This window comes from Cribrihabitans marinus (assembly GCF_900109035.1).
In the GTDB taxonomy this organism is placed as follows: domain Bacteria; phylum Pseudomonadota; class Alphaproteobacteria; order Rhodobacterales; family Rhodobacteraceae; genus Cribrihabitans; species Cribrihabitans marinus.
In genome coordinates this window covers 54937-71478 of record NZ_FNYD01000009.1, presented here as the reverse complement: position 1 = coordinate 71478, position 16542 = coordinate 54937, and the positions used below count along the sequence as shown (strand labels likewise).

The 16542-nt window shown below is 65.9% G+C and carries 22 protein-coding genes; 19 read left to right on the top strand and 3 right to left on the bottom strand.

The window, feature by feature from the left end; genetic code table 11:
• Positions 1-4 precede the first annotated feature (4 nt).
• Positions 5-535 (bottom strand): prolyl-tRNA synthetase associated domain-containing protein, encoded by a 531-nt coding sequence (locus BMX57_RS15370; RefSeq protein ID WP_092369048.1) that lies wholly within the window; start codon positions 533-535, stop codon positions 5-7.
• Positions 536-791: 256 nt separating this feature from the next.
• On the opposite strand from BMX57_RS15370, the gene ffh reads away from it, so the two are divergent.
• From ffh to BMX57_RS15280, 19 genes are all read left to right on the top strand, one after another.
• A complete protein-coding gene (ffh, locus tag BMX57_RS15365; protein ID WP_092369045.1) occupies positions 792-2288 on the top strand; it encodes a signal recognition particle protein in 1497 nt (498 codons plus the stop codon).
• A 1-nt stretch (position 2289) separates the two neighbouring features.
• Positions 2290-2832: a GNAT family N-acetyltransferase gene (locus tag BMX57_RS15360; RefSeq protein WP_092369042.1), complete on the top strand. Its 543-nt coding sequence runs from the start codon at positions 2290-2292 to the stop codon at positions 2830-2832.
• Positions 2829-3353, top strand: coding sequence for a GNAT family N-acetyltransferase (locus tag BMX57_RS15355; RefSeq protein ID WP_092369039.1), 525 nt, complete (start codon positions 2829-2831; stop codon positions 3351-3353). The genes BMX57_RS15360 and BMX57_RS15355 overlap by 4 nt, the downstream gene beginning before the upstream one ends.
• A complete protein-coding gene (locus tag BMX57_RS15350; RefSeq protein WP_092369036.1) occupies positions 3350-3937 on the top strand; it encodes a GNAT family N-acetyltransferase in 588 nt (195 codons plus the stop codon). Before BMX57_RS15355 ends, BMX57_RS15350 begins: the two co-directional genes overlap by 4 nt.
• Positions 3934-4533, top strand: a complete 600-nt coding sequence (locus BMX57_RS15345; RefSeq protein ID WP_092369033.1) for a GNAT family N-acetyltransferase — start codon at positions 3934-3936, stop codon at positions 4531-4533. The genes BMX57_RS15350 and BMX57_RS15345 overlap by 4 nt, the downstream gene beginning before the upstream one ends.
• Positions 4534-4578: 45 nt before the next feature.
• A complete protein-coding gene (locus tag BMX57_RS15340) occupies positions 4579-4875 on the top strand; it encodes a chorismate mutase (protein WP_092369030.1) in 297 nt (98 codons plus the stop codon).
• A 41-nt stretch (positions 4876-4916) separates the two neighbouring features.
• On the top strand, positions 4917-5291 hold the full coding sequence (gene rpsP / locus BMX57_RS15335) for a 30S ribosomal protein S16 (protein ID WP_092369028.1): 375 nt from the start codon (positions 4917-4919) through the stop codon (positions 5289-5291).
• Between the two features lie 11 nt (positions 5292-5302).
• Entirely contained in the window at positions 5303-5938 is a 636-nt protein-coding gene (gene bluB / locus BMX57_RS15330) for a 5,6-dimethylbenzimidazole synthase (RefSeq protein WP_229724258.1), read from the top strand.
• A gap of 6 nt (positions 5939-5944) precedes the next feature.
• Positions 5945-6088, top strand: a complete 144-nt coding sequence (locus BMX57_RS20735) for a hypothetical protein (RefSeq protein WP_177175476.1) — start codon at positions 5945-5947, stop codon at positions 6086-6088.
• Positions 6085-6594: a ribosome maturation factor RimM gene (rimM, locus tag BMX57_RS15325; RefSeq protein ID WP_092369025.1), complete on the top strand. Its 510-nt coding sequence runs from the start codon at positions 6085-6087 to the stop codon at positions 6592-6594. The genes BMX57_RS20735 and rimM overlap by 4 nt, the downstream gene beginning before the upstream one ends.
• A gap of 85 nt (positions 6595-6679) precedes the next feature.
• Positions 6680-7504, top strand: coding sequence for a tRNA (guanosine(37)-N1)-methyltransferase TrmD (gene trmD, locus BMX57_RS15320; protein WP_092369022.1), 825 nt, complete (start codon positions 6680-6682; stop codon positions 7502-7504).
• A 63-nt stretch (positions 7505-7567) separates the two neighbouring features.
• Positions 7568-8323 carry a TylF/MycF/NovP-related O-methyltransferase gene (locus tag BMX57_RS15315; protein WP_092369019.1) on the top strand — a complete coding sequence of 252 codons (756 nt, stop codon included), beginning with the start codon at positions 7568-7570 and terminating at the stop codon, positions 8321-8323.
• A 258-nt stretch (positions 8324-8581) separates the two neighbouring features.
• Positions 8582-8965, top strand: coding sequence for a 50S ribosomal protein L19 (gene rplS / locus BMX57_RS15310; protein WP_092369016.1), 384 nt, complete (start codon positions 8582-8584; stop codon positions 8963-8965).
• Positions 8966-8976: 11 nt separating this feature from the next.
• Positions 8977-9198 (top strand): 50S ribosomal protein L31, encoded by a 222-nt coding sequence (gene rpmE, locus BMX57_RS15305; protein WP_092369013.1) that lies wholly within the window; start codon positions 8977-8979, stop codon positions 9196-9198.
• A 425-nt stretch (positions 9199-9623) separates the two neighbouring features.
• A complete protein-coding gene (gene ugpB, locus BMX57_RS15300) occupies positions 9624-10934 on the top strand; it encodes a sn-glycerol-3-phosphate ABC transporter substrate-binding protein UgpB (RefSeq protein ID WP_092369010.1) in 1311 nt (436 codons plus the stop codon).
• Positions 10935-10998: 64 nt separating this feature from the next.
• Complete coding sequence (ugpA, locus tag BMX57_RS15295; RefSeq protein ID WP_092369007.1) at positions 10999-11880, top strand: sn-glycerol-3-phosphate ABC transporter permease UgpA; 882 nt, start codon at positions 10999-11001, stop codon at positions 11878-11880.
• Positions 11880-12728, top strand: a complete 849-nt coding sequence (ugpE, locus tag BMX57_RS15290; protein WP_092369004.1) for a sn-glycerol-3-phosphate ABC transporter permease UgpE — start codon at positions 11880-11882, stop codon at positions 12726-12728. The genes ugpA and ugpE overlap by 1 nt, the downstream gene beginning before the upstream one ends.
• A 5-nt stretch (positions 12729-12733) precedes the next feature.
• The gene (gene ugpC / locus BMX57_RS15285) at positions 12734-13813 is read left to right on the top strand and encodes a sn-glycerol-3-phosphate ABC transporter ATP-binding protein UgpC (RefSeq protein ID WP_092369001.1); all 1080 of its coding nucleotides are present in this window, start codon (positions 12734-12736) and stop codon (positions 13811-13813) included.
• 108 nt (positions 13814-13921) lie between these two features.
• On the top strand, positions 13922-14731 hold the full coding sequence (locus tag BMX57_RS15280; protein ID WP_092368998.1) for a division plane positioning ATPase MipZ: 810 nt from the start codon (positions 13922-13924) through the stop codon (positions 14729-14731).
• A 12-nt stretch (positions 14732-14743) separates the two neighbouring features.
• On the opposite strand, the gene BMX57_RS15275 is transcribed toward BMX57_RS15280, so the two are convergent.
• Positions 14744-15988 (bottom strand): adenylate/guanylate cyclase domain-containing protein, encoded by a 1245-nt coding sequence (locus BMX57_RS15275; RefSeq protein WP_177175475.1) that lies wholly within the window; start codon positions 15986-15988, stop codon positions 14744-14746.
• 69 nt (positions 15989-16057) lie between these two features.
• Positions 16058-16495, bottom strand: a complete 438-nt coding sequence (locus BMX57_RS15270) for a MarR family winged helix-turn-helix transcriptional regulator (protein ID WP_092368995.1) — start codon at positions 16493-16495, stop codon at positions 16058-16060.
• Between the last annotated feature and the right edge of the window lie 47 nt (positions 16496-16542).

Below are 16542 nucleotides of genomic sequence, written 5' to 3'. Positions count from 1 at the left end.
CCGTTCAGTCCAGCCAGGTCACCTGACACCCGATCCGGTCGAGGAACGCCATCAGGTCGTCGCGCGCCATCACCACGGTCCGGTCGTTGACCAGCGGATGCATGTTGATCACATCGGCCTGCCGCACGGCCGCGTCAAGGACGAACCGCACCCTGGTCGTCACCCCGGTGATCATCGCCAGCGGGCTGACCGCGCCGGGCCGGATGCCGAGATGCTGCATCAGCCGTTCGGGTGAGCCGAAGGAAAGGCCACCCGCACCAAGCTCGGCGCCCAGCGCCTTGAGATCGACCTCGCGATCCTGTTCCAGCGACACCAGATAGTTTCTCTTCTTGCGGTCGCGCAGATAGAGGTTCTTGATCCGCAGCGCCCGCTGCCCCGGAACCGCGAAGTCGGCCTCGACCGTCTTGGCGTCCTCGACGGTGCGCAACGGTTTGTGACGGTGCAGGACATACCTCAGCCCCCAGCCATCGAGCCGCGCCAGCAGCGCGTCCGACGACACCGGCAGTTCGTCCCGATCCTCCGGCCTTGCCTCCATCACTCTCTCCCATTGCCCACATGCGTCTTTCGCCGCGCATCCTCATCGGGTGTGCCGGCGGGTTCAAGCCCGACTTGACTCCGCCGGGCATTCGTCATACCGAAACGCCCATATATCCGGAAGCGCCAGAGTTTCCGGTCCCCGCATCGGCGGGGATCGCCCCCCACCAGCGAGTTTCGCCCGTGGGGGCATTTGTGCATTACTGAACCGCTCCCATATGGGGGCTGACCGCAACCGGCAGAAAAGGGGCCGAGGCATGTTTGAAAATCTCTCCGAACGCCTGTCCGGCGTCTTCGACCGGCTGACCAAGCAGGGCTCGCTTTCCGAGGAAGACGTCAAAACCGCCCTGCGCGAGGTGCGCGTCGCCCTGCTCGAGGCGGACGTGTCGCTGCCGGTTGCGCGCGATTTCGTCAAGAAGGTGCAATCGCAGGCCACCGGCCAGGCGGTGACCAAGTCGGTCACGCCGGGTCAGCAGGTGGTCAAGATCGTGCATGACGCGCTGATCGAGGTGCTGCGCGGCGAGGACGATCCCGGCGCGCTCAAGATCGACAACCCGCCCGCGCCGGTCCTGATGGTCGGCCTGCAGGGCGGCGGCAAGACCACCACCACCGGCAAGCTGGCCAAGCGGCTCAAGGACCGCGAGGGCAAGAAAGTGCTGATGGCCTCGCTCGACGTCTACCGCCCCGCGGCGATGGAACAGCTGGCGGTGCTGGGCACCCAGATCGGCGTCGACACCCTGCCCATCGTGCCGGGCCAGAAACCCGTCGACATCGCCAAACGCGCCAAGCAGCAGGCCAGCCTGGGCGGCTATGACGTCTACATGCTGGACACAGCCGGCCGGTTGCAGATCGACCAGGTGCTGATGCAGGAGGTCGAGGACGTCCGCGACGCCGTCAATCCGCGCGAGACCCTGCTGGTCGTCGACGGGCTGACCGGCCAGGTCGCCGTCGAGGTGGCCGAGGAATTCGATGCCAAGATCGGCATCTCCGGCGTGGTGCTGACCCGGATGGACGGCGACGGCCGCGGCGGCGCGGCCCTGTCGATGCGCGCGGTCACCGGCAAGCCGATCCGCTTCGTCGGCCTGGGCGAGAAGATGGACGCGCTGGAAACCTTCGAACCCGAGCGCATCGCCGGCCGCATCCTCGGCATGGGCGACATCGTGGCGCTGGTGGAAAAGGCGCAGGAAACGCTCGAGATGGAGCAGGCCGAGCGCATGATGAAGCGCATGGCCAAGGGTCAGTTCAACATGAACGACCTCAAGATGCAGCTCGAACAGATGCAGCAGATGGGCGGCATGCAGGGCATGATGTCGATGATGCCGGGCATGGGCAAGATGGCCAAGCAGGTCGAGGAATCGGGCTTCGACGACAACGTGATCAAGCGTCAGGTCGCCATGATCCAGTCGATGACCAGGAAGGAACGCGCCAACCCCCAGATCCTGCAGGCCAGCCGCAAGAAGCGCATTGCCGCCGGGTCCGGCATGGAGGTCAGCGACCTCAACAAGCTGCTCAAGATGCACCGGCAGATGGCCGACATGATGAAGAAGATGGGCAAGATGGGCAAAGGCAAGATGCTGAAACAGGCCATGAAGGGCATGTTCGGCAAGGGCGGTCCCGGCCCCGAAGAGATGGCGCAGGGTATGGACCCCAAGGCGATGGAAGCGGCCGCCAAGGCGATGGGCGGGCGGATGCCCGGCATGGGCGGCGGCATGGGCCTGCCGCCGGGTCTGAGCGGGTTCGGAAAGAAGAAGTGACGTGACCCCGATCCCCACCATATCCACCCCGCGCCTGACGCTGCGCGCGCCCGAAGCCGGCGATTTCCCGGTCTTCGCCGCATTCTTTGCGTCCGAGCGGTCGGGCTTTGTCGGCGGCCCGGTGCCGGCCGAGCAGAGCTGGCGCTACCTGGCCGCGGAACTGGGTCATTGGCAGCTGCGTGGCTTCGGCCGCTGGAGCGTGGTGGAGACCGCAACCGGCAAGCTGGCCGGGCTGATCGGCCTGTGGTTCCCGCAAGGTTGGCCCGAGCCCGAGATCGGCTGGGACCTGTTCGACGGGTTCGAGGGCAAGGGATACGCCACCGAGGCGGCGCTGGCCGCGCGCGAATATGCCTATGACACGCTGGGCTGGACCACGGCGATCAGCCTGGTGGCCCCGGAGAACGCGGCCTCGCGCAACGTCGCCCGCCGCATGGGCGCGCGGGCCGATGGCACGCACGAGCACGAACGGTTCGGCGCGCTGGAGATCTGGCGCCACCCCGCGCCCGAGGATCTGGCCGCCGGCGGGATCGAGGCCTACGCATGACCGCCGTCCTGCGCGATATCCCGGTGATCGCCACCGACCGCCTGGTCCTGCGCGGCCCGCTGGAGTCGGACTTCGCGGCGCATGCAGCGTTCTATACCTCGCCGCGGTCGCACCTGGTCGGCGGTCCCGCCGACCGATTCCAGGCGTGGCGCATCTTCCTGTCCGGTCTCGGCCACTGGGCCCTGCGCGGCTATGGCATGTGGATGGTGACCGAGCGCGACGGCGGCCAGCCCGTCGGCCGGGTCGGGTTCATCAACGGGCTCGACTGGGACGAGCCGGAACTGGGCTGGCACCTCTATGACGGGTACGAGGGCAAGGGATATGCCTATGAGGCCGCGTGCGCGGCCCGAGACCACGGCGCGCGGCATTTTGGCATCGCCGCGCCGATCTCCTATATCGTGCCCGAGAACGCCCGCTCGCTGGCGCTGGCCGAACGGCTGGGCGCGAGCTTTGAGCGTGACGGCACTGTTGTCGGCACCCCCTGCCAGGTCTGGCGCCATCCCCGGGCGGGGGCGGCATGACCCGGCTGGCCTGCGAAACTCCCTCGACCGGGCCGGCGGCCGCCCTGGCGGCGCAGCTGGCCGACCGGATTCCGGTGCTGGAGACCCGGCGCCTGGTGCTGCGCGCACCGCGCATCGTCGATGTCGACGCCTATGCTGAAATCGCCGCCAGCCCGCGCGGCCGGCACCTTGGCTGCGCCACGCGCGCGGCCGCCTGGTATGATTTCTCGAACATGGTCGCCGGCTGGCTGCTGCGCGGTCACGGCATCTGGACCGTGACGGCGCGGCAGGACGGCGCGCTGCTGGGCTTTGTCCTGCTCGGCTTCGAACCGGGCGACCGCGAGCCGGAACTGGGCTTCATGATGACGCAGGCGGGCGAAGGCCACGGATACGCGGCCGAGGCCGCCGAGGCCACCCGCGCCTATGGGTTCGAACATCTGAACCTGCCCTCGCTGGTCAGCTATATCGACCCCGACAACACCCGCTCGATCCGGCTGGCCGGGCGGCTGGGTGCGCTGCGCGAGGGCGAGATCACCGAGGGTGGCGAAACCTCCGTGGTCTTCCGCCATCCGCGTCCCGACCCGGCGGAAAGGGGGCTGCAATGAACAGCATACCCACACTGGAAACCCGCCGCCTGGTGCTGCGCGGACCTGAACCCGAGGACTACCCGAACTTCAAGGCCACCTTCACCAGCTACCGCGCGCGCTTCATGGGCGGGCCGCTGAACCCTTACGAATCGTGGATGCTCTACGCCGCCGAGATCGGGCATTGGCAGATCCGCGGCTATGGCATGTGGATGATCCACGACAAGGCGACCGACAAGACGCTTGGCATGGCCGGCGGCTGGATGCCGGCCAAATGGCCCGAGCGCGAGATCGCCTGGGTGATCTGGCCCGACGCCGCCGGTCACGGCTATGCGCTCGAGGCGGTGCACGCCGCCCGGCGGTATTTCTACCGCGAACGGGGCTGGGAAACCGCGGTCAGCTACATCGACCCCAAGAACCTCGACTCGATCCGCCTGGCCGAGCGGCTGGGCGCCAAAAAGGACCACGAGGCCGCGACCATCGACGGCAACGACGCGGTCTATCGCCACCCCGCGCCGGCGCAGCTCGACGGCAGCCAGCTGGCACATGGCATCGAGATGGAGATCGGCCACTACGCCGATCCGCTGTTCAAACCGAAAGGATGGGCCCTTGACTGAGATCCCGACCGGACTGCCGCGGCCCGCCGCCGCGCGGAGGTGCGCATGACCGATCCCGCAACCCGTGCCGCCGAGCTGCTGAAGGAGCACCGCGAGAGCATCGACCGGCTCGACGCGATCCTCGTCTATACCCTGGGCGAACGGTTCAAGCACACCCAGTCCGTGGGCCGTCTCAAGGCCCGGCACGACCTTCCCCCGTCCGATCCGGCGCGCGAGGCGCAACAGATCGAACGGCTCGAAGCTCTGGCGGAGGAGGCCGATCTGGACCCCGATTTCGCCAAGAAATTCCTGAATTTCATCATTCGGGAAGTCATCCGACACCACAAGGAACACCAGGAATAACCGGGGATTGCCCGGTCAACGCCATCAAAGGAGTATTCACAATGGCTATGAAAATCCGTCTCGCCCGCGCCGGTTCGAAAAAGCGCCCCTTCTACCGCATCGTCGCGGCCGACAGCCGCATGCCGCGCGACGGCCGCTTCATCGAGAAGCTGGGCACCTACAACCCGCTGCTGCCCAAGGACAGCGAGGATCGCGTGAAGATGGACATGGAGCGCATCCAGCACTGGCTGGACAAGGGCGCCCTGCCCACCGACCGCATCGCCCGCATGCTGGAAGCCGCCGGCACCCGCAGCAAGGCCGAGCGCAACAACCCCCAGAAGGGCACGCCCGGCAAGAAGGCCCAGGAACGCGCCGAGGAGAAGGCCGCCAAGGCTGCCGAAGCCTCCGAGGCGCCCGCGGAAGCCGCCGAAAGCTGAGCGGTTTTCCTGTGCGGGAGCCCGAGTTCGACGACGACTTCCGCACCCGGCTCGATTTGCTGATGCGGGTCCGGCGCGACGTGCGCCGGTTTCGCCGCGAGCCCGTGGACGAGGCAGTGCTTGCGCGCTGCCTCGACGCGTTTTCGCTGGCGCCATCGGTGGGGCTCAGCGAGCCCTGGCGGATCCTCCGGGTGGACAGCAGCGCCGCCCGGTCCGCGGCGATCGACAATTTCCGCCAGGCCAATGCAGCGGCGCTAGAAGGCTATTCCGGAGCGCGCGCCGCGCTCTACGGCCAGCTGAAGCTCTCGGGCATGGAAGACGCCCCGGTGCACCTGGCGGTGTTCTGCGACGACGCCACGGCGCAGGGCCACGGCCTCGGCGCCGGCACGATGCCCGAGATGCGCCGATATTCCGTCGTCAGCGCCATCACCCTTTTCTGGTTGCGCCTGCGGGCCGAGGGGCTGGGCATGGGCTGGGTGTCGATCCTGGACGCCGACCGGCTGAGCCGGGACCTCGAGACCCCCGCCGCCTGGCGGCTGATCGGTTATTTTTGCATCGGCCGGCCCGAGGCGATATCAGACACCCCGGAACTGCAGCGCAAAGGCTGGGAAACCCGCCGCACCACGCTGCATCTGGAAACCCGTTGAGGTGCGATGTTCGGACTGCTGAGACTCCCCATCCTGGTGCTGATCGCCTTCGTGGCCGGGATGTTCTATGAACGCAACGCCCATACCGACCGCTGCCTCGATGCCGGCGGAAGGGTCGTGGACGACCTGTGCCAGGGAGGGCAAAGATGAGCGAGCTGATCTGTGTCGGTGCGGTTGCGGGCGCCTTCGGCGTGCGCGGCGAGGTGCGGCTGAAAAGCTTCACCAGCACCCCCGAGGACATCGAGAGCTACTCGCCGCTCACCGACGAGGCCGGCGCCAACCGCTACACGATCACCCTCACCCGCCCGGTCAAGAACGGCTTTGCCGCCCGCCTGTCGGGGATCGAGACCAAGGAACAGGCCGACGCGATCCGCGGCCTGCGCCTCTTTGCGCGGCGCGACCAGCTTCCCAAGCTGCCGGATGACGAGTTCTACCATACCGACCTGATCGGCCTGGAGGTGCACGACACCGGCGGCGCGCCGCTGGGCCGGGTCAAGGCGGTGCTGAACCACGGCGCCTCGGACCTGCTCGAAATCCAGGCGCCGGGGCTGAAGACCACGGTCCTGCTGCCCTTCACCCACGACGCCGTGCCGACCGTCGACCTGGGCGCGGGCCGCATCGTGGCCGACCCGCCCGAGGGCCTGTTCCCGGAATGACAGGGGCGCGCGGCGTGTCCTCCACTGGCTGACATCCGGCTTTTTTGCGTTTCCAGCGCCGCGCCTGTGGCGTATGAGGCATGGCATGTCCGACCGCGATCCAGACACCGCACCGCCCGCCCGGTCGCATGGCCGCAAGGCCATCCGCGCCACGGCCCGACCGCGTGAATTGATCACGCCCGCGCCCCAGTTGCACGGCGCCTGGGCCGCCCATGTTATCACCCTGTTCCCCGACGCCTTCCCCGGCGTGCTGGGCGAAAGCCTGACCGGCCGGGCGCTCAAGGACGGGCTGTGGCGGCTCGACACGATCGACCTGCGCCGCTTCGGCATCGGCCGGCACCGCAATGTCGACGACACCCCGGCGGGCGGCGGCGCCGGCATGGTGCTGCGTGCCGATGTCCTGGGCCCGGCGATCGAACACGCGCAGGCGCAGGCCGGTGCCCCGCAACCGCTGATCTATCTCAGCCCGCGCGGCCGCCCGATGGACCAGGCGATGATGCGCGACCTCGCCCGCGGTCCCGGCGCTACCCTGATCTGCGGCCGGTTCGAGGGCGTGGACGAGCGCGTGCTGGAGCATTACGGCGTCCAGGAGGTCTCGCTGGGCGATTTCGTGATGACCGGCGGCGAAATCGCCGCTCAGGCCCTGATCGACGCCACCGTCCGCCTGATCCCCGGCGTGCTGGGCAACGAAGCCTCGGCCCGGGACGAGAGCTTCGCGTCAGGCCTTCTGGAACATCCGCAATACACCCGCCCGGCCGTTTGGCAGGGGCGCGAGATTCCGGAGGTTCTGATGTCGGGTCATCACGGCAAGGTGGCCGAATGGCGGCGCCGTTTGGCGGAAGAAATCACCCAAGAACGCCGTCCCGACCTGTGGGCCGTACACGAGGGTAGCGAAAACTCGGGTGATTGACATACGCCAACCGGTTTGGCGAACTGCGAGCTTGGCGTTTGAGGCTGATCGGAAGGACGGAGCGTGTTTTACGGAAACTTCAAGGGCGAGAACGGCAAGAGATTCGAGCAGGCGTTGGCAACCATCAACGAGCTTTGCGGGTCGGTCTACGCCGCCGATAATCTGATCGGCATACAGCGCAGCGCCGCGTTCCGCGAGGATCGCCGCTTTGTCGAGACAATGAAGCGCAACGCCCAGAATTCGCAGGAAAGATCTCTGGCGTGGCGGCTGCACACCCTGGTCTGGGCCGGCCAGTTGGCCTTGCGTGGACAAGGCGATTTCGTCGAGTGCGGCGTTTGGAAAGGGTTCAGCTTTGCCTTTCTGACCGACTATCTTGATTTCGCGGCGACCGACAAGACTCTGTATCTCTACGACACATTTTCCGGAATTCCGGAAAACATGAACTCCGAGAACCGCAACAACGCGGTTTACGAACGCGCCATCGCCGACGATCCGGATGCCATTCTGAAAATCGTCCAGGATCGCTTCGCCAAGGTGCCCAACACGCGCATCGTTCGCGGCATGGTGCCCGACAGCTTCCGACAGGCCTGCCCTGAGCAGATTGCGTTGCTGCATATCGACATGAACTCGGCCGCGTCGGAAATCGCCGCGCTCGAGGCCTTGTTCGACAAGGTGATGCCGGGCGGGATCATCCTGTTCGACGACTATGGCTGGACCGGTTATTCCGCACAACGGCATGCCGAGAACGAATTCATGGCCGCCCGGGGCCACAGCGTGCTTGAGTTGCCGACAGGACAAGGCATGGTGATCCGGCACTGAGCTTGCCTGAAAAACCGGTTGATCGTCCCGTGGTTCCGCCCTATACCGCGCGAGTTCGGAATCGCTCGCGGCTCCGGACCTTCGGGGTATGACGCCGTGCGGAACCGCTTCGACCCGCGCCCATCAATCCCGAAGCGACAAGCAAACGGACGACCTGATCTCTGGCGGGCGCAGTGGCGGACCCGATCGAAGACCGAGAGCTCTGAGGGCGCATACCACCTTCGTGGAGCAACCACGAGCATATGAGGAGATGATCAGATGGACCTGATCGCACAGCTCGAGGCGGAACAGATTGCCGCCCTGGGGAAGGACATCCCCGACTTCAAGGCCGGCGACACCGTGCGCGTCGGTTACAAGGTGACCGAAGGCACGCGCACCCGTGTGCAGAATTACGAAGGCGTCTGCATCAGCCGAAAGAACGGCGACGGCATCGACGGCTCGTTCACAGTGCGCAAGATCTCGTTTGGCGAAGGCGTTGAACGGGTGTTCCCGCTCTACTCGACCAATATCGACAGCATCACCGTGGTCCGCCGCGGCAAGGTCCGCCGGGCCAAGCTGTATTACCTGCGCTCGCGCCGCGGCAAGTCGGCCCGGATCGCGGAAGTCACCAACTACAAGCCCAAGTCGGGCGCCCGGGCGTAAGGAGCGGAGCGATGAAAAAAGACACCCATCCCGATTACCACGTCATCAACGTCAAGATGACCGACGGCACCGTCGTGCAGATGAAGTCCACCTGGGGCAGCGAGGGCGACCAGCTTTCGCTTGACATCGACCCCAGCGTGCACCCGGCCTGGACCGGTGGCAGCTCGCGGCTGATGGACACCGGCGGCCGCGTGTCCAAGTTCAAGAAGAAATACGAGGGCCTGGGCTTCTGAGCCGACCCGACCCGCGTTTCAACCAAGGCCGCCTCCGGGCGGCCTTTTTTCTGCGCGAGGCCGATGCAGGGGGCTCTGCCCCCGCCGCCCTCCGGGCGCCTCCCCCGGGATATTTCAGGCAAGAGGAAACAGGCGCCTGCCCTTCCTCTCGCTGAAAAATACCTCGGAGCGCGAGGCGGAGCCTCGCAAACTGCGTGGCAACGCAAACTGAAATGGGCGCGGAACGCGCGCGATTCGGGACGAGCCGCGCCGGAGTGAGGCGCGTTTTGCGGCAGTATCGCCTTGACTCGATTTTCGCATGGGTTTCATTTGGATTCACAAGACTGTCACGCAAGATGACTAGCACGCGCAACGGGGCGGCCGCCGGGCCGGCCCCGGCCATCCGACCGGACGGCACTTGCGCCGCGCCGGCAAAGGGAGAAACCATGAAAACCACATCCATCCTGACACTCGCCGCCACCGCCCTGACCGCGACCGGCGCCGCCGCCGAAAAGGCCGAGGTTGATTTCTGGCACGCCATGGGCGGCCAGCTGGGCGAAATGGTCGACAAGTTCGCCGCCGACTACAATGCCGGGTCCGAGACCTGCCAGGTCAACGCCGTCTACAAGGGCAACTATACCGAGAACATGACCGCCGCCATCGCCGCCTTCCGCGCCGGCGAGCAGCCGCATGTGGTGCAGGTCTTCGAGGTCGGCACCGCCACGATGATGGCCGCGGGCGACAAGGGCGCCATCTATCCGGTCTATCAGCTGATGGAGGATGCCGGGATCAATTTCGACCAATCCGCCTATCTGCCGGCGGTGATCTCGTATTACACCGACACCGAGGACCGGCTGCTGTCCCTGCCCTTCAACTCCTCCACCCCGGTCCTGTGGTACAACAAAACCGCGCTGGACGAAGCCGGCGTCGAGGTGCCGACCACCTGGGACGAGGTCGAGGAGGCGGCGCGCAAACTGAAAGAGAACGGCGTCGCCAAGCCCTTCTCCTTCGGCTGGCAGTCCTGGACGCAGATCGAGAACTACTCGGCCTGGCACAACATCGAGCTGGGCTCGCAGCAGAACGGCTTTGCCGGGCTGGACACCGAGTTCACCTTCAACAACGACGCGGTGGTCGGCCACATCCAGCGCATTGCCGACATGGGCAAGGAAGGTCTCTTTGCCTATGGCGGGCGGCGCGGCGACTCGCGCGCGCAGTTCGTGAACGGCGAGACCGCGCTCTGGATCAACTCGTCGGCCTATTACGGCGGGTTCAAGAACGACATCAAGGATTTCGAGTTCAGCCAGACCATGCTGCCGCTGGATACCGAGGTGGCCGACGCGCCGCAGAACGGCATCATCGGTGGCGCGACCCTGTGGGTGCTGCAGGGGCATGAACAGCCGGAATATGCCTGCGTGGCGGATTTCTTCCAGTTCCTGTCGCAGCCCGACACCCAGGCCTTTTGGCACCAGGAGACAGGTTATGTCCCGATCACCACGGCCGCATACGAGCTGTCCAAGGAGCAGGGGTTCTACGAGACCGATCCCGGCACCGACACCGCCATCCAGCAGCTCAGCCTGAACGCGCCGACCCCGGCCTCCAAAGGCGTGCGCTTCGGCAACTTCGTGCAGATCCGCGACATCATCAACGAAGAGCTGGAAGCCGTCTGGTCCGGCCAGAAGGACGCCCGCGAGGCGATGGACGCCGCCGTCGAGCGCGGCAACGCGCTGCTGCGCAAGTTCCAGGCCGCCAACAGCTGATCGGCGATCCCCGGGGCGGCGCGCTTGCGCGGGCCGCCCCGTCTTCCGACACCCGAGAGGTTTCATGCAAAAGCGCGTGGTGTTCCGCTCCCGCCTGCTGCCCTATCTTCTGGTGGCGCCGCAGATCGCGGTGACGGTGGTGTTCTTTTTCTGGCCGTCCTACCAGGCGCTTGAAAGCTCATTCTTCCTTGAGGACGCGTTCGGCTTCTCCCGCCAATGGGTGGGTCTGCTCAACTATACCGAGCTGTTCGACGATCCCGGCTATCTGCGGTCCTTCCGCACCACGCTGATCTTCGGCCTGTCGGTGGCCTTCCTGGCGATGAGCCTGGCGCTGGCGCTGGCCGTAGCGGCCAACCGCGTAGTGCGGGCCGCCACCAGCTATCGCACGCTGCTGATCTGGCCCTATGCCGTGGCGCCGGCGCTGGCCGGGGTGATCTGGTATTTCCTGATGAACCCGTCCCTGGGCATCGTCGCCTACTGGCTGCAGAATGCCGGTGTGGACTGGAACCACTATGTCAACGGCGACCAGGCCCTGCTGCTGGTGATCGTCGCGGCAGCGTGGAAGCAGATCAGCTACAACTTCCTGTTCTTCCTGGCCGGGCTGCAATCCATCCCGCGCTCGCTGATCGAGGCGGCGGCGATCGACCGGGCGACACCGTTCCAGAGGTTCTGGACCATCACCTTTCCGCTGCTGACGCCGACCACCTTCTTCCTGCTGGTGGTGAACCTGGTCTATGCCTTCTTCGACACCTTCGCGCTGATCCACGCCACTACCGAGGGCGGGCCTGTGGACGCCACATCGATCCTGGTGTTCCGGGTCTACAGCACCGGCTTCGTGGGCCAGGATTACGGGTCCTCGGCGGCGCAGTCGGTGATCCTGATGGCGCTGGTGATCGCCATGACCATCGTCCAGTTCCGCTATGTCGAGCGAAAGGTGGTCTACTGATGGTCGAGAACCGCCCGCTGCTGACCTTCCTGACCCATTTCGCGCTGATCATGGGCGTGGTCTTCCTGTGCTTTCCGGTCTGGATGGCGCTGGTCGCCTCGACCCACGGGCCCGACGCGCTGGCGCGCTCGCCGATCCCGATGTGGTTCGGCGACCAGGGCTGGCAGAACTACAGCCAGCTGCTGGCCGCCGGCCTGCCCGAGGCCGGCGGCGTGCCGCTGGGCCGGATGATGTGGAACAGCCTGATCATGGCGCTGGGCATCACCTTCGGCAAGATTGCGGTGTCGATCCTGGCCGCCTATGCCGTGGTCTATTTCCGGTTCCCGTTCCGCATGGGGTTCTTCTGGATGATCTTCATCACCCTGATGCTGCCGGTCGAGGTGCGGATCCTGCCCACATTCGACGTGGTGACCAAGCTGGGGCTGCTGAACACCTACACGGTGCTGATCATTCCGCTCATTGCCTCGGCCACAGCGACGCTGCTGTTCCGGCAGTTCTTCCTGACCATCCCCGACGAGCTGGTCGAGGCGGCGCGGATCGACCGCGCGGGGCCGATGCGGTTCTTCTGGGACATCCTGATGCCGCTCAGCCGCACCAATATCGCGGCGCTGTTCATCATCCTCTTCATCTATGGCTGGAACCAGTATCTCTGGCCGTTCCTGGTGACCTCGGACGAGAGCCTCTACACGGTGGTGATGGGCATTCAGCGGATGGTGAACTCGGGCGAGGCGCTGCCGGTCTGGCACCTGATCATGGGCACCGCGATCCTGGCGATGGTGCCCCCGGTGCTGGTGGTGATTGCAATGCAGAAGCTCTTTGTCAAAGGGCTGGTGGAAAGCGAGAAATAGACGACATGGCGGAATTGAGCATCACCGGTCTGGGCAAGACCTATCCCGGCGGCGTGCAGGCGGTCGAGGGGGTGACGGCCGAGATCGCGGATGGCGAATTCATCGTGCTGGTGGGGCCGTCGGGTTGCGGCAAGTCCACCATCCTGCGGATGATCGCGGGGCTGGAGACGATCACGACCGGCGATCTGCTGATCGGCGACCGCCGGGTCAACAACCTGGAGCCCGGCGACCGCGACATCGCGATGGTGTTCCAGAACTATGCGCTCTACCCGCACATGACCGTGCGCAAGAACATGGAATACGGGCTCAAGAACGAGGGGCTGCCGCGGTCCGAGATCGACGCCCGCATCGCCGAGGCGACCCGCACGCTGCGGCTGGAGGACTATCTGGACCGCAAGCCGCGGCAGCTGTCGGGCGGGCAGCGGCAGCGGGTGGCGATGGGCCGGGCCATCGTGCGCGACCCCAAGGTGTTCCTGTTCGACGAACCGCTCAGCAACCTCGACGCCAAGCTGCGCACACAGCTGCGCGCCGAGCTCAAGGCGCTGCACAAGAGGCTGGGGGCCACCTTCGTCTATGTCACCCATGACCAGGTCGAGGCGATGAGCCTGGCCGACCGCATCATCATCATGAATGCCGGACGGGTCGAACAGATCGGCCTGCCGATGGACCTGTATCTGCGCCCCGCGACCCGTTTCGTGGCCGAGTTCATCGGCAGCCCGGCGATGAACTTCGTCGAGGGGACCGTGGACCCCGACCGCCGCAGCCTTGCGGTGAACGGCTCGCACAGCCTGCGCTTTGCCGAGCCGCTGCCGGCCGAACCGGGCCACAAGATCGCCCTGGGCATCCGCCCCGAACACCTGACCGAAGTCCCGGCCGGGGCGCTGAGCATGGAGCTTGAGGTCGATTTCATCGAACAGCTGGGCGCCGACACCGTGGTGCACGGCAAATTGGCCGGGGCCAACTCGCCGCTGGCGGTCCGCCTGCACGGCGTGCAGGCCGGTGCCGCCGGGTCGGTGGTGACGCTGGGTTGCGAGATGGACAACCTGCATCTCTTTGATCTTGGAACCGGCCAGCGCCTGAACTGAACTTGCGCGCAGAAGCCGCGGTTGAGAGCTTCCCTTTGTTCGCCCCACAACATATAGTGTGCGTCAACAATGCTGAGACAAGTCCGCAGGGGCGAGGGGCACAGGGGCATGGCGCATATCATTGTCGTCGGGAACGAAAAGGGCGGCGCGGGCAAATCCACCGTGTCCATGCACGTGGCGACCGCGCTGGCGCGGCTGGGCCACAAGGTCAACACGCTGGACCTGGATCTGCGGCAGCGCACGCTGGGGCGCTATTTCGAGAACCGGCGCGCCTTTCTGAAATCCGCCGAGCTGGACCTGCCCAGCCCGGCCAACCACAACCTTCCGGAAATCGATGCCGCCACTCTGAAACCCGGAGAGAACGTCTATGACCACCGGCTGTCGGCGGCGGTGTCCAGGCTGGAACCGGACAGCGATTTCATCCTGATCGACTGCCCCGGCTCGCATACAAGGCTGAGCCAGGTGGCCCATTCGCTGGCCGATACGCTGGTGACGCCGCTCAATGACAGTTTCATCGATTTCGACCTGCTGGCGCGGATCGACTCGCATGGCGAGAAACTGCTGGGCCCCTCGGTCTATTCCGAGATGGTGTGGAACGCGCGGCAGTTGCGGGCGCAGGCCGGGCTCAAGCCGATCGACTGGGTGGTGGTGCGCAACCGCGTCGGCACGCAGCGCATGGTCAACAAGGAGAAGATGGAGCGCGCCATCACCATGCTGGCCGAGCGCATCGGGTTCCGCGTGGCGCCTGGCTTTTCCGAGCGGGTGATCTTTCGCGAGCTGTTTCCGCGCGGCCTGACCCTGCTGGATCTCAAGGATGTCGGGGTCAAGCAACTGAACATCTCGAACATCGCCGCGCGGCAGGAGTTGCGCGACATGATGAAGGCGATGAACCTGCCCGGGGTCGAAGTCGAGTTCTGACCGCGCGCCGGATCAGCCCTGGTAGATCGTGAACAGCTCGCAGGGCTCGGAGACGCCGCGCAGCATGTAGCGCCCCAGGCTGACCACGTCCTGTCGCGGGCATTCGGCCGCATGGGCCACGCGGTCGGACAGGATGATGTTGCGCCCGACGGCCCGGTGCATCCCTGCCAGCCGCACCGTCAGGTTGACCGCCGGTCCGATCACCGTGAAATCCAGGCGGTTCTCGGCGCCGATATTGCCATACAGGATCGGCCCCGCATGCAGGGCCAGCGTGACATCCGTGGTGACATCGCCGCGCGCGCCGCGCTCGGCGTTGCGCGACCGCATCCCCGCCTGCAGATCCGCCGCCGCGTCCAGCCCGGCGGCGGCTGACAGCGACAGGCTGTCGAGGTTGAACATCGCCAGGATCCCGTCGCCCAGGAATTTCAGCACGCTGCCGCCATGCGCCTCGATCACCTCGACCGCCATGCCGAAATAGTCGTTGAGCATGGCGATCAGGTCCGGCCCGGCGGTGCGTTCGCTCAGGCTGGTGAATTCCTTGAGGTCGAAATAGCACAGCACCGCATCCACCTCGCGCAGCGACCCGCGCTGGATCTCACCCGACAGGACGCGCTGGCCTGCCTCGCGGCCCAGATAGACCTCGAGCAGATCCGTCGCCAGTTGCCGGTTGGCCGCGGATTTGAGCGCCAGCCCCAACAGCGGCAGCGTGGCGCGGAACATGTCGAGATCGGCGTTGCGAAACCCGTCCGGCGCATCGCTGGTCCACGACAGAAGCAACCCCTCGGGCGCTTCGCTTACGGGGTCGAGGCTGACATCTTCGGGTTGCGGCTGAAGCAGTTGGGCCGCGGCGAAATAGTCCGTCGCCCCCTGCTTGCGCAGATCGTTCAGGATCGGAAACCGACTGTCGCCCGTGTCTGCGGCCAGGTTTTCCCGCAATTCGGTCTGGCCCGTGTCGAGCATGTGAAACAGCGGGCTCTGCAACCAGTCGTCGCTGGGATCGGCGCTGTAGGCGTATTCATACGTCGCCACGCCGTCTTCGCGATGCCAGTTGAAACCCAGGCTGCCATAATGCGGGTGGATCGTGCTCTGCGCGGCGTGCAGACGCATGAGCGGGATCCCGAGGTCGGTCAGACGCTGGCAATACCCCTCAAGCAGATCGTCGCGCGACACCCCTTCCAGCCCGCATTTCATCAGCCATGCATTGATGTCGGCAGCAGATTCGGCTGCCGAAGGCTGGTAAGTGTCGGTTTCGATCATGCCGGTCTCCGGTTTGCCGAGGCGCTGCGTTCTATCTGGTGGCTTCGCGCGCCGATTGCGAGGCTCAAATCACTCCATCCCCGCCAGGCGGCGCAGCATCATGCGCAGCAGCGCCGCCTCGCCGGTGGTGAACTGGGCGGCCAGGCGCGCGTCATAGGTCTGGGCCACCCCGCGCAATTCGCGATAGACCGCCCGCCCGGCCGTGGTCAGCGCCAGCCGCTCGGATCGGCGGTCATTGGCGTCACGGGTGCGCGTCAGATACCGGCGCTGCGCCAGCTTGGCGACGGCCCGGCTAATCTTGGTCTTGTGGATCTTGGCGCGCTCTCCGATCTCCTTGGCGGTCAGTTCGCCATACATGCCCAGATGGAACAGCACGCGCCACTCGGTGCGCAGCATGCCGAACCGGTCCTTGTAGACCTGCTGGAACTCCAGCGAGCTTTCCTCGGCCGCCTGGTTGAGCAGGAACGGCAGGAAATCCCGCAGATCAAAGCTGTCTTCTTCAGTCATTTTTTGCCACTCCCATCCTTGTTAGTTACAAAATCAACTATTAGGTC

Excerpts from the sequence above, each read along its gene's own strand:
- BMX57_RS15370 (WP_092369048.1), bottom strand. The coding sequence starts at position 535 with ATGGAGGCAAGGCCGGAGGATCGGGACGAACTGCCGGTGTCGTCGGAC.
- ffh (WP_092369045.1), top strand. The coding sequence starts at position 792 with ATGTTTGAAAATCTCTCCGAACGCCTGTCCGGCGTCTTCGACCGGCTG.
- BMX57_RS15355 (WP_092369039.1), top strand. The coding sequence starts at position 2,829 with ATGACCGCCGTCCTGCGCGATATCCCGGTGATCGCCACCGACCGCCTG.
- BMX57_RS15350 (WP_092369036.1), top strand. The coding sequence starts at position 3,350 with ATGACCCGGCTGGCCTGCGAAACTCCCTCGACCGGGCCGGCGGCCGCC.
- BMX57_RS15345 (WP_092369033.1), top strand. The coding sequence starts at position 3,934 with ATGAACAGCATACCCACACTGGAAACCCGCCGCCTGGTGCTGCGCGGA.
- BMX57_RS15340 (WP_092369030.1), top strand. The coding sequence starts at position 4,579 with ATGACCGATCCCGCAACCCGTGCCGCCGAGCTGCTGAAGGAGCACCGC.
- rpsP (WP_092369028.1), top strand. The coding sequence starts at position 4,917 with ATGGCTATGAAAATCCGTCTCGCCCGCGCCGGTTCGAAAAAGCGCCCC.
- BMX57_RS20735 (WP_177175476.1), top strand. The coding sequence starts at position 5,945 with ATGTTCGGACTGCTGAGACTCCCCATCCTGGTGCTGATCGCCTTCGTG.
- rimM (WP_092369025.1), top strand. The coding sequence starts at position 6,085 with ATGAGCGAGCTGATCTGTGTCGGTGCGGTTGCGGGCGCCTTCGGCGTG.
- trmD (WP_092369022.1), top strand. The coding sequence starts at position 6,680 with ATGTCCGACCGCGATCCAGACACCGCACCGCCCGCCCGGTCGCATGGC.
- rplS (WP_092369016.1), top strand. The coding sequence starts at position 8,582 with ATGGACCTGATCGCACAGCTCGAGGCGGAACAGATTGCCGCCCTGGGG.
- rpmE (WP_092369013.1), top strand. The coding sequence starts at position 8,977 with ATGAAAAAAGACACCCATCCCGATTACCACGTCATCAACGTCAAGATG.
- ugpB (WP_092369010.1), top strand. The coding sequence starts at position 9,624 with ATGAAAACCACATCCATCCTGACACTCGCCGCCACCGCCCTGACCGCG.
- ugpA (WP_092369007.1), top strand. The coding sequence starts at position 10,999 with ATGCAAAAGCGCGTGGTGTTCCGCTCCCGCCTGCTGCCCTATCTTCTG.
- ugpE (WP_092369004.1), top strand. The coding sequence starts at position 11,880 with ATGGTCGAGAACCGCCCGCTGCTGACCTTCCTGACCCATTTCGCGCTG.
- ugpC (WP_092369001.1), top strand. The coding sequence starts at position 12,734 with ATGGCGGAATTGAGCATCACCGGTCTGGGCAAGACCTATCCCGGCGGC.
- BMX57_RS15280 (WP_092368998.1), top strand. The coding sequence starts at position 13,922 with ATGGCGCATATCATTGTCGTCGGGAACGAAAAGGGCGGCGCGGGCAAA.
- BMX57_RS15275 (WP_177175475.1), bottom strand. The coding sequence starts at position 15,988 with ATGATCGAAACCGACACTTACCAGCCTTCGGCAGCCGAATCTGCTGCC.
- BMX57_RS15270 (WP_092368995.1), bottom strand. The coding sequence starts at position 16,495 with ATGACTGAAGAAGACAGCTTTGATCTGCGGGATTTCCTGCCGTTCCTG.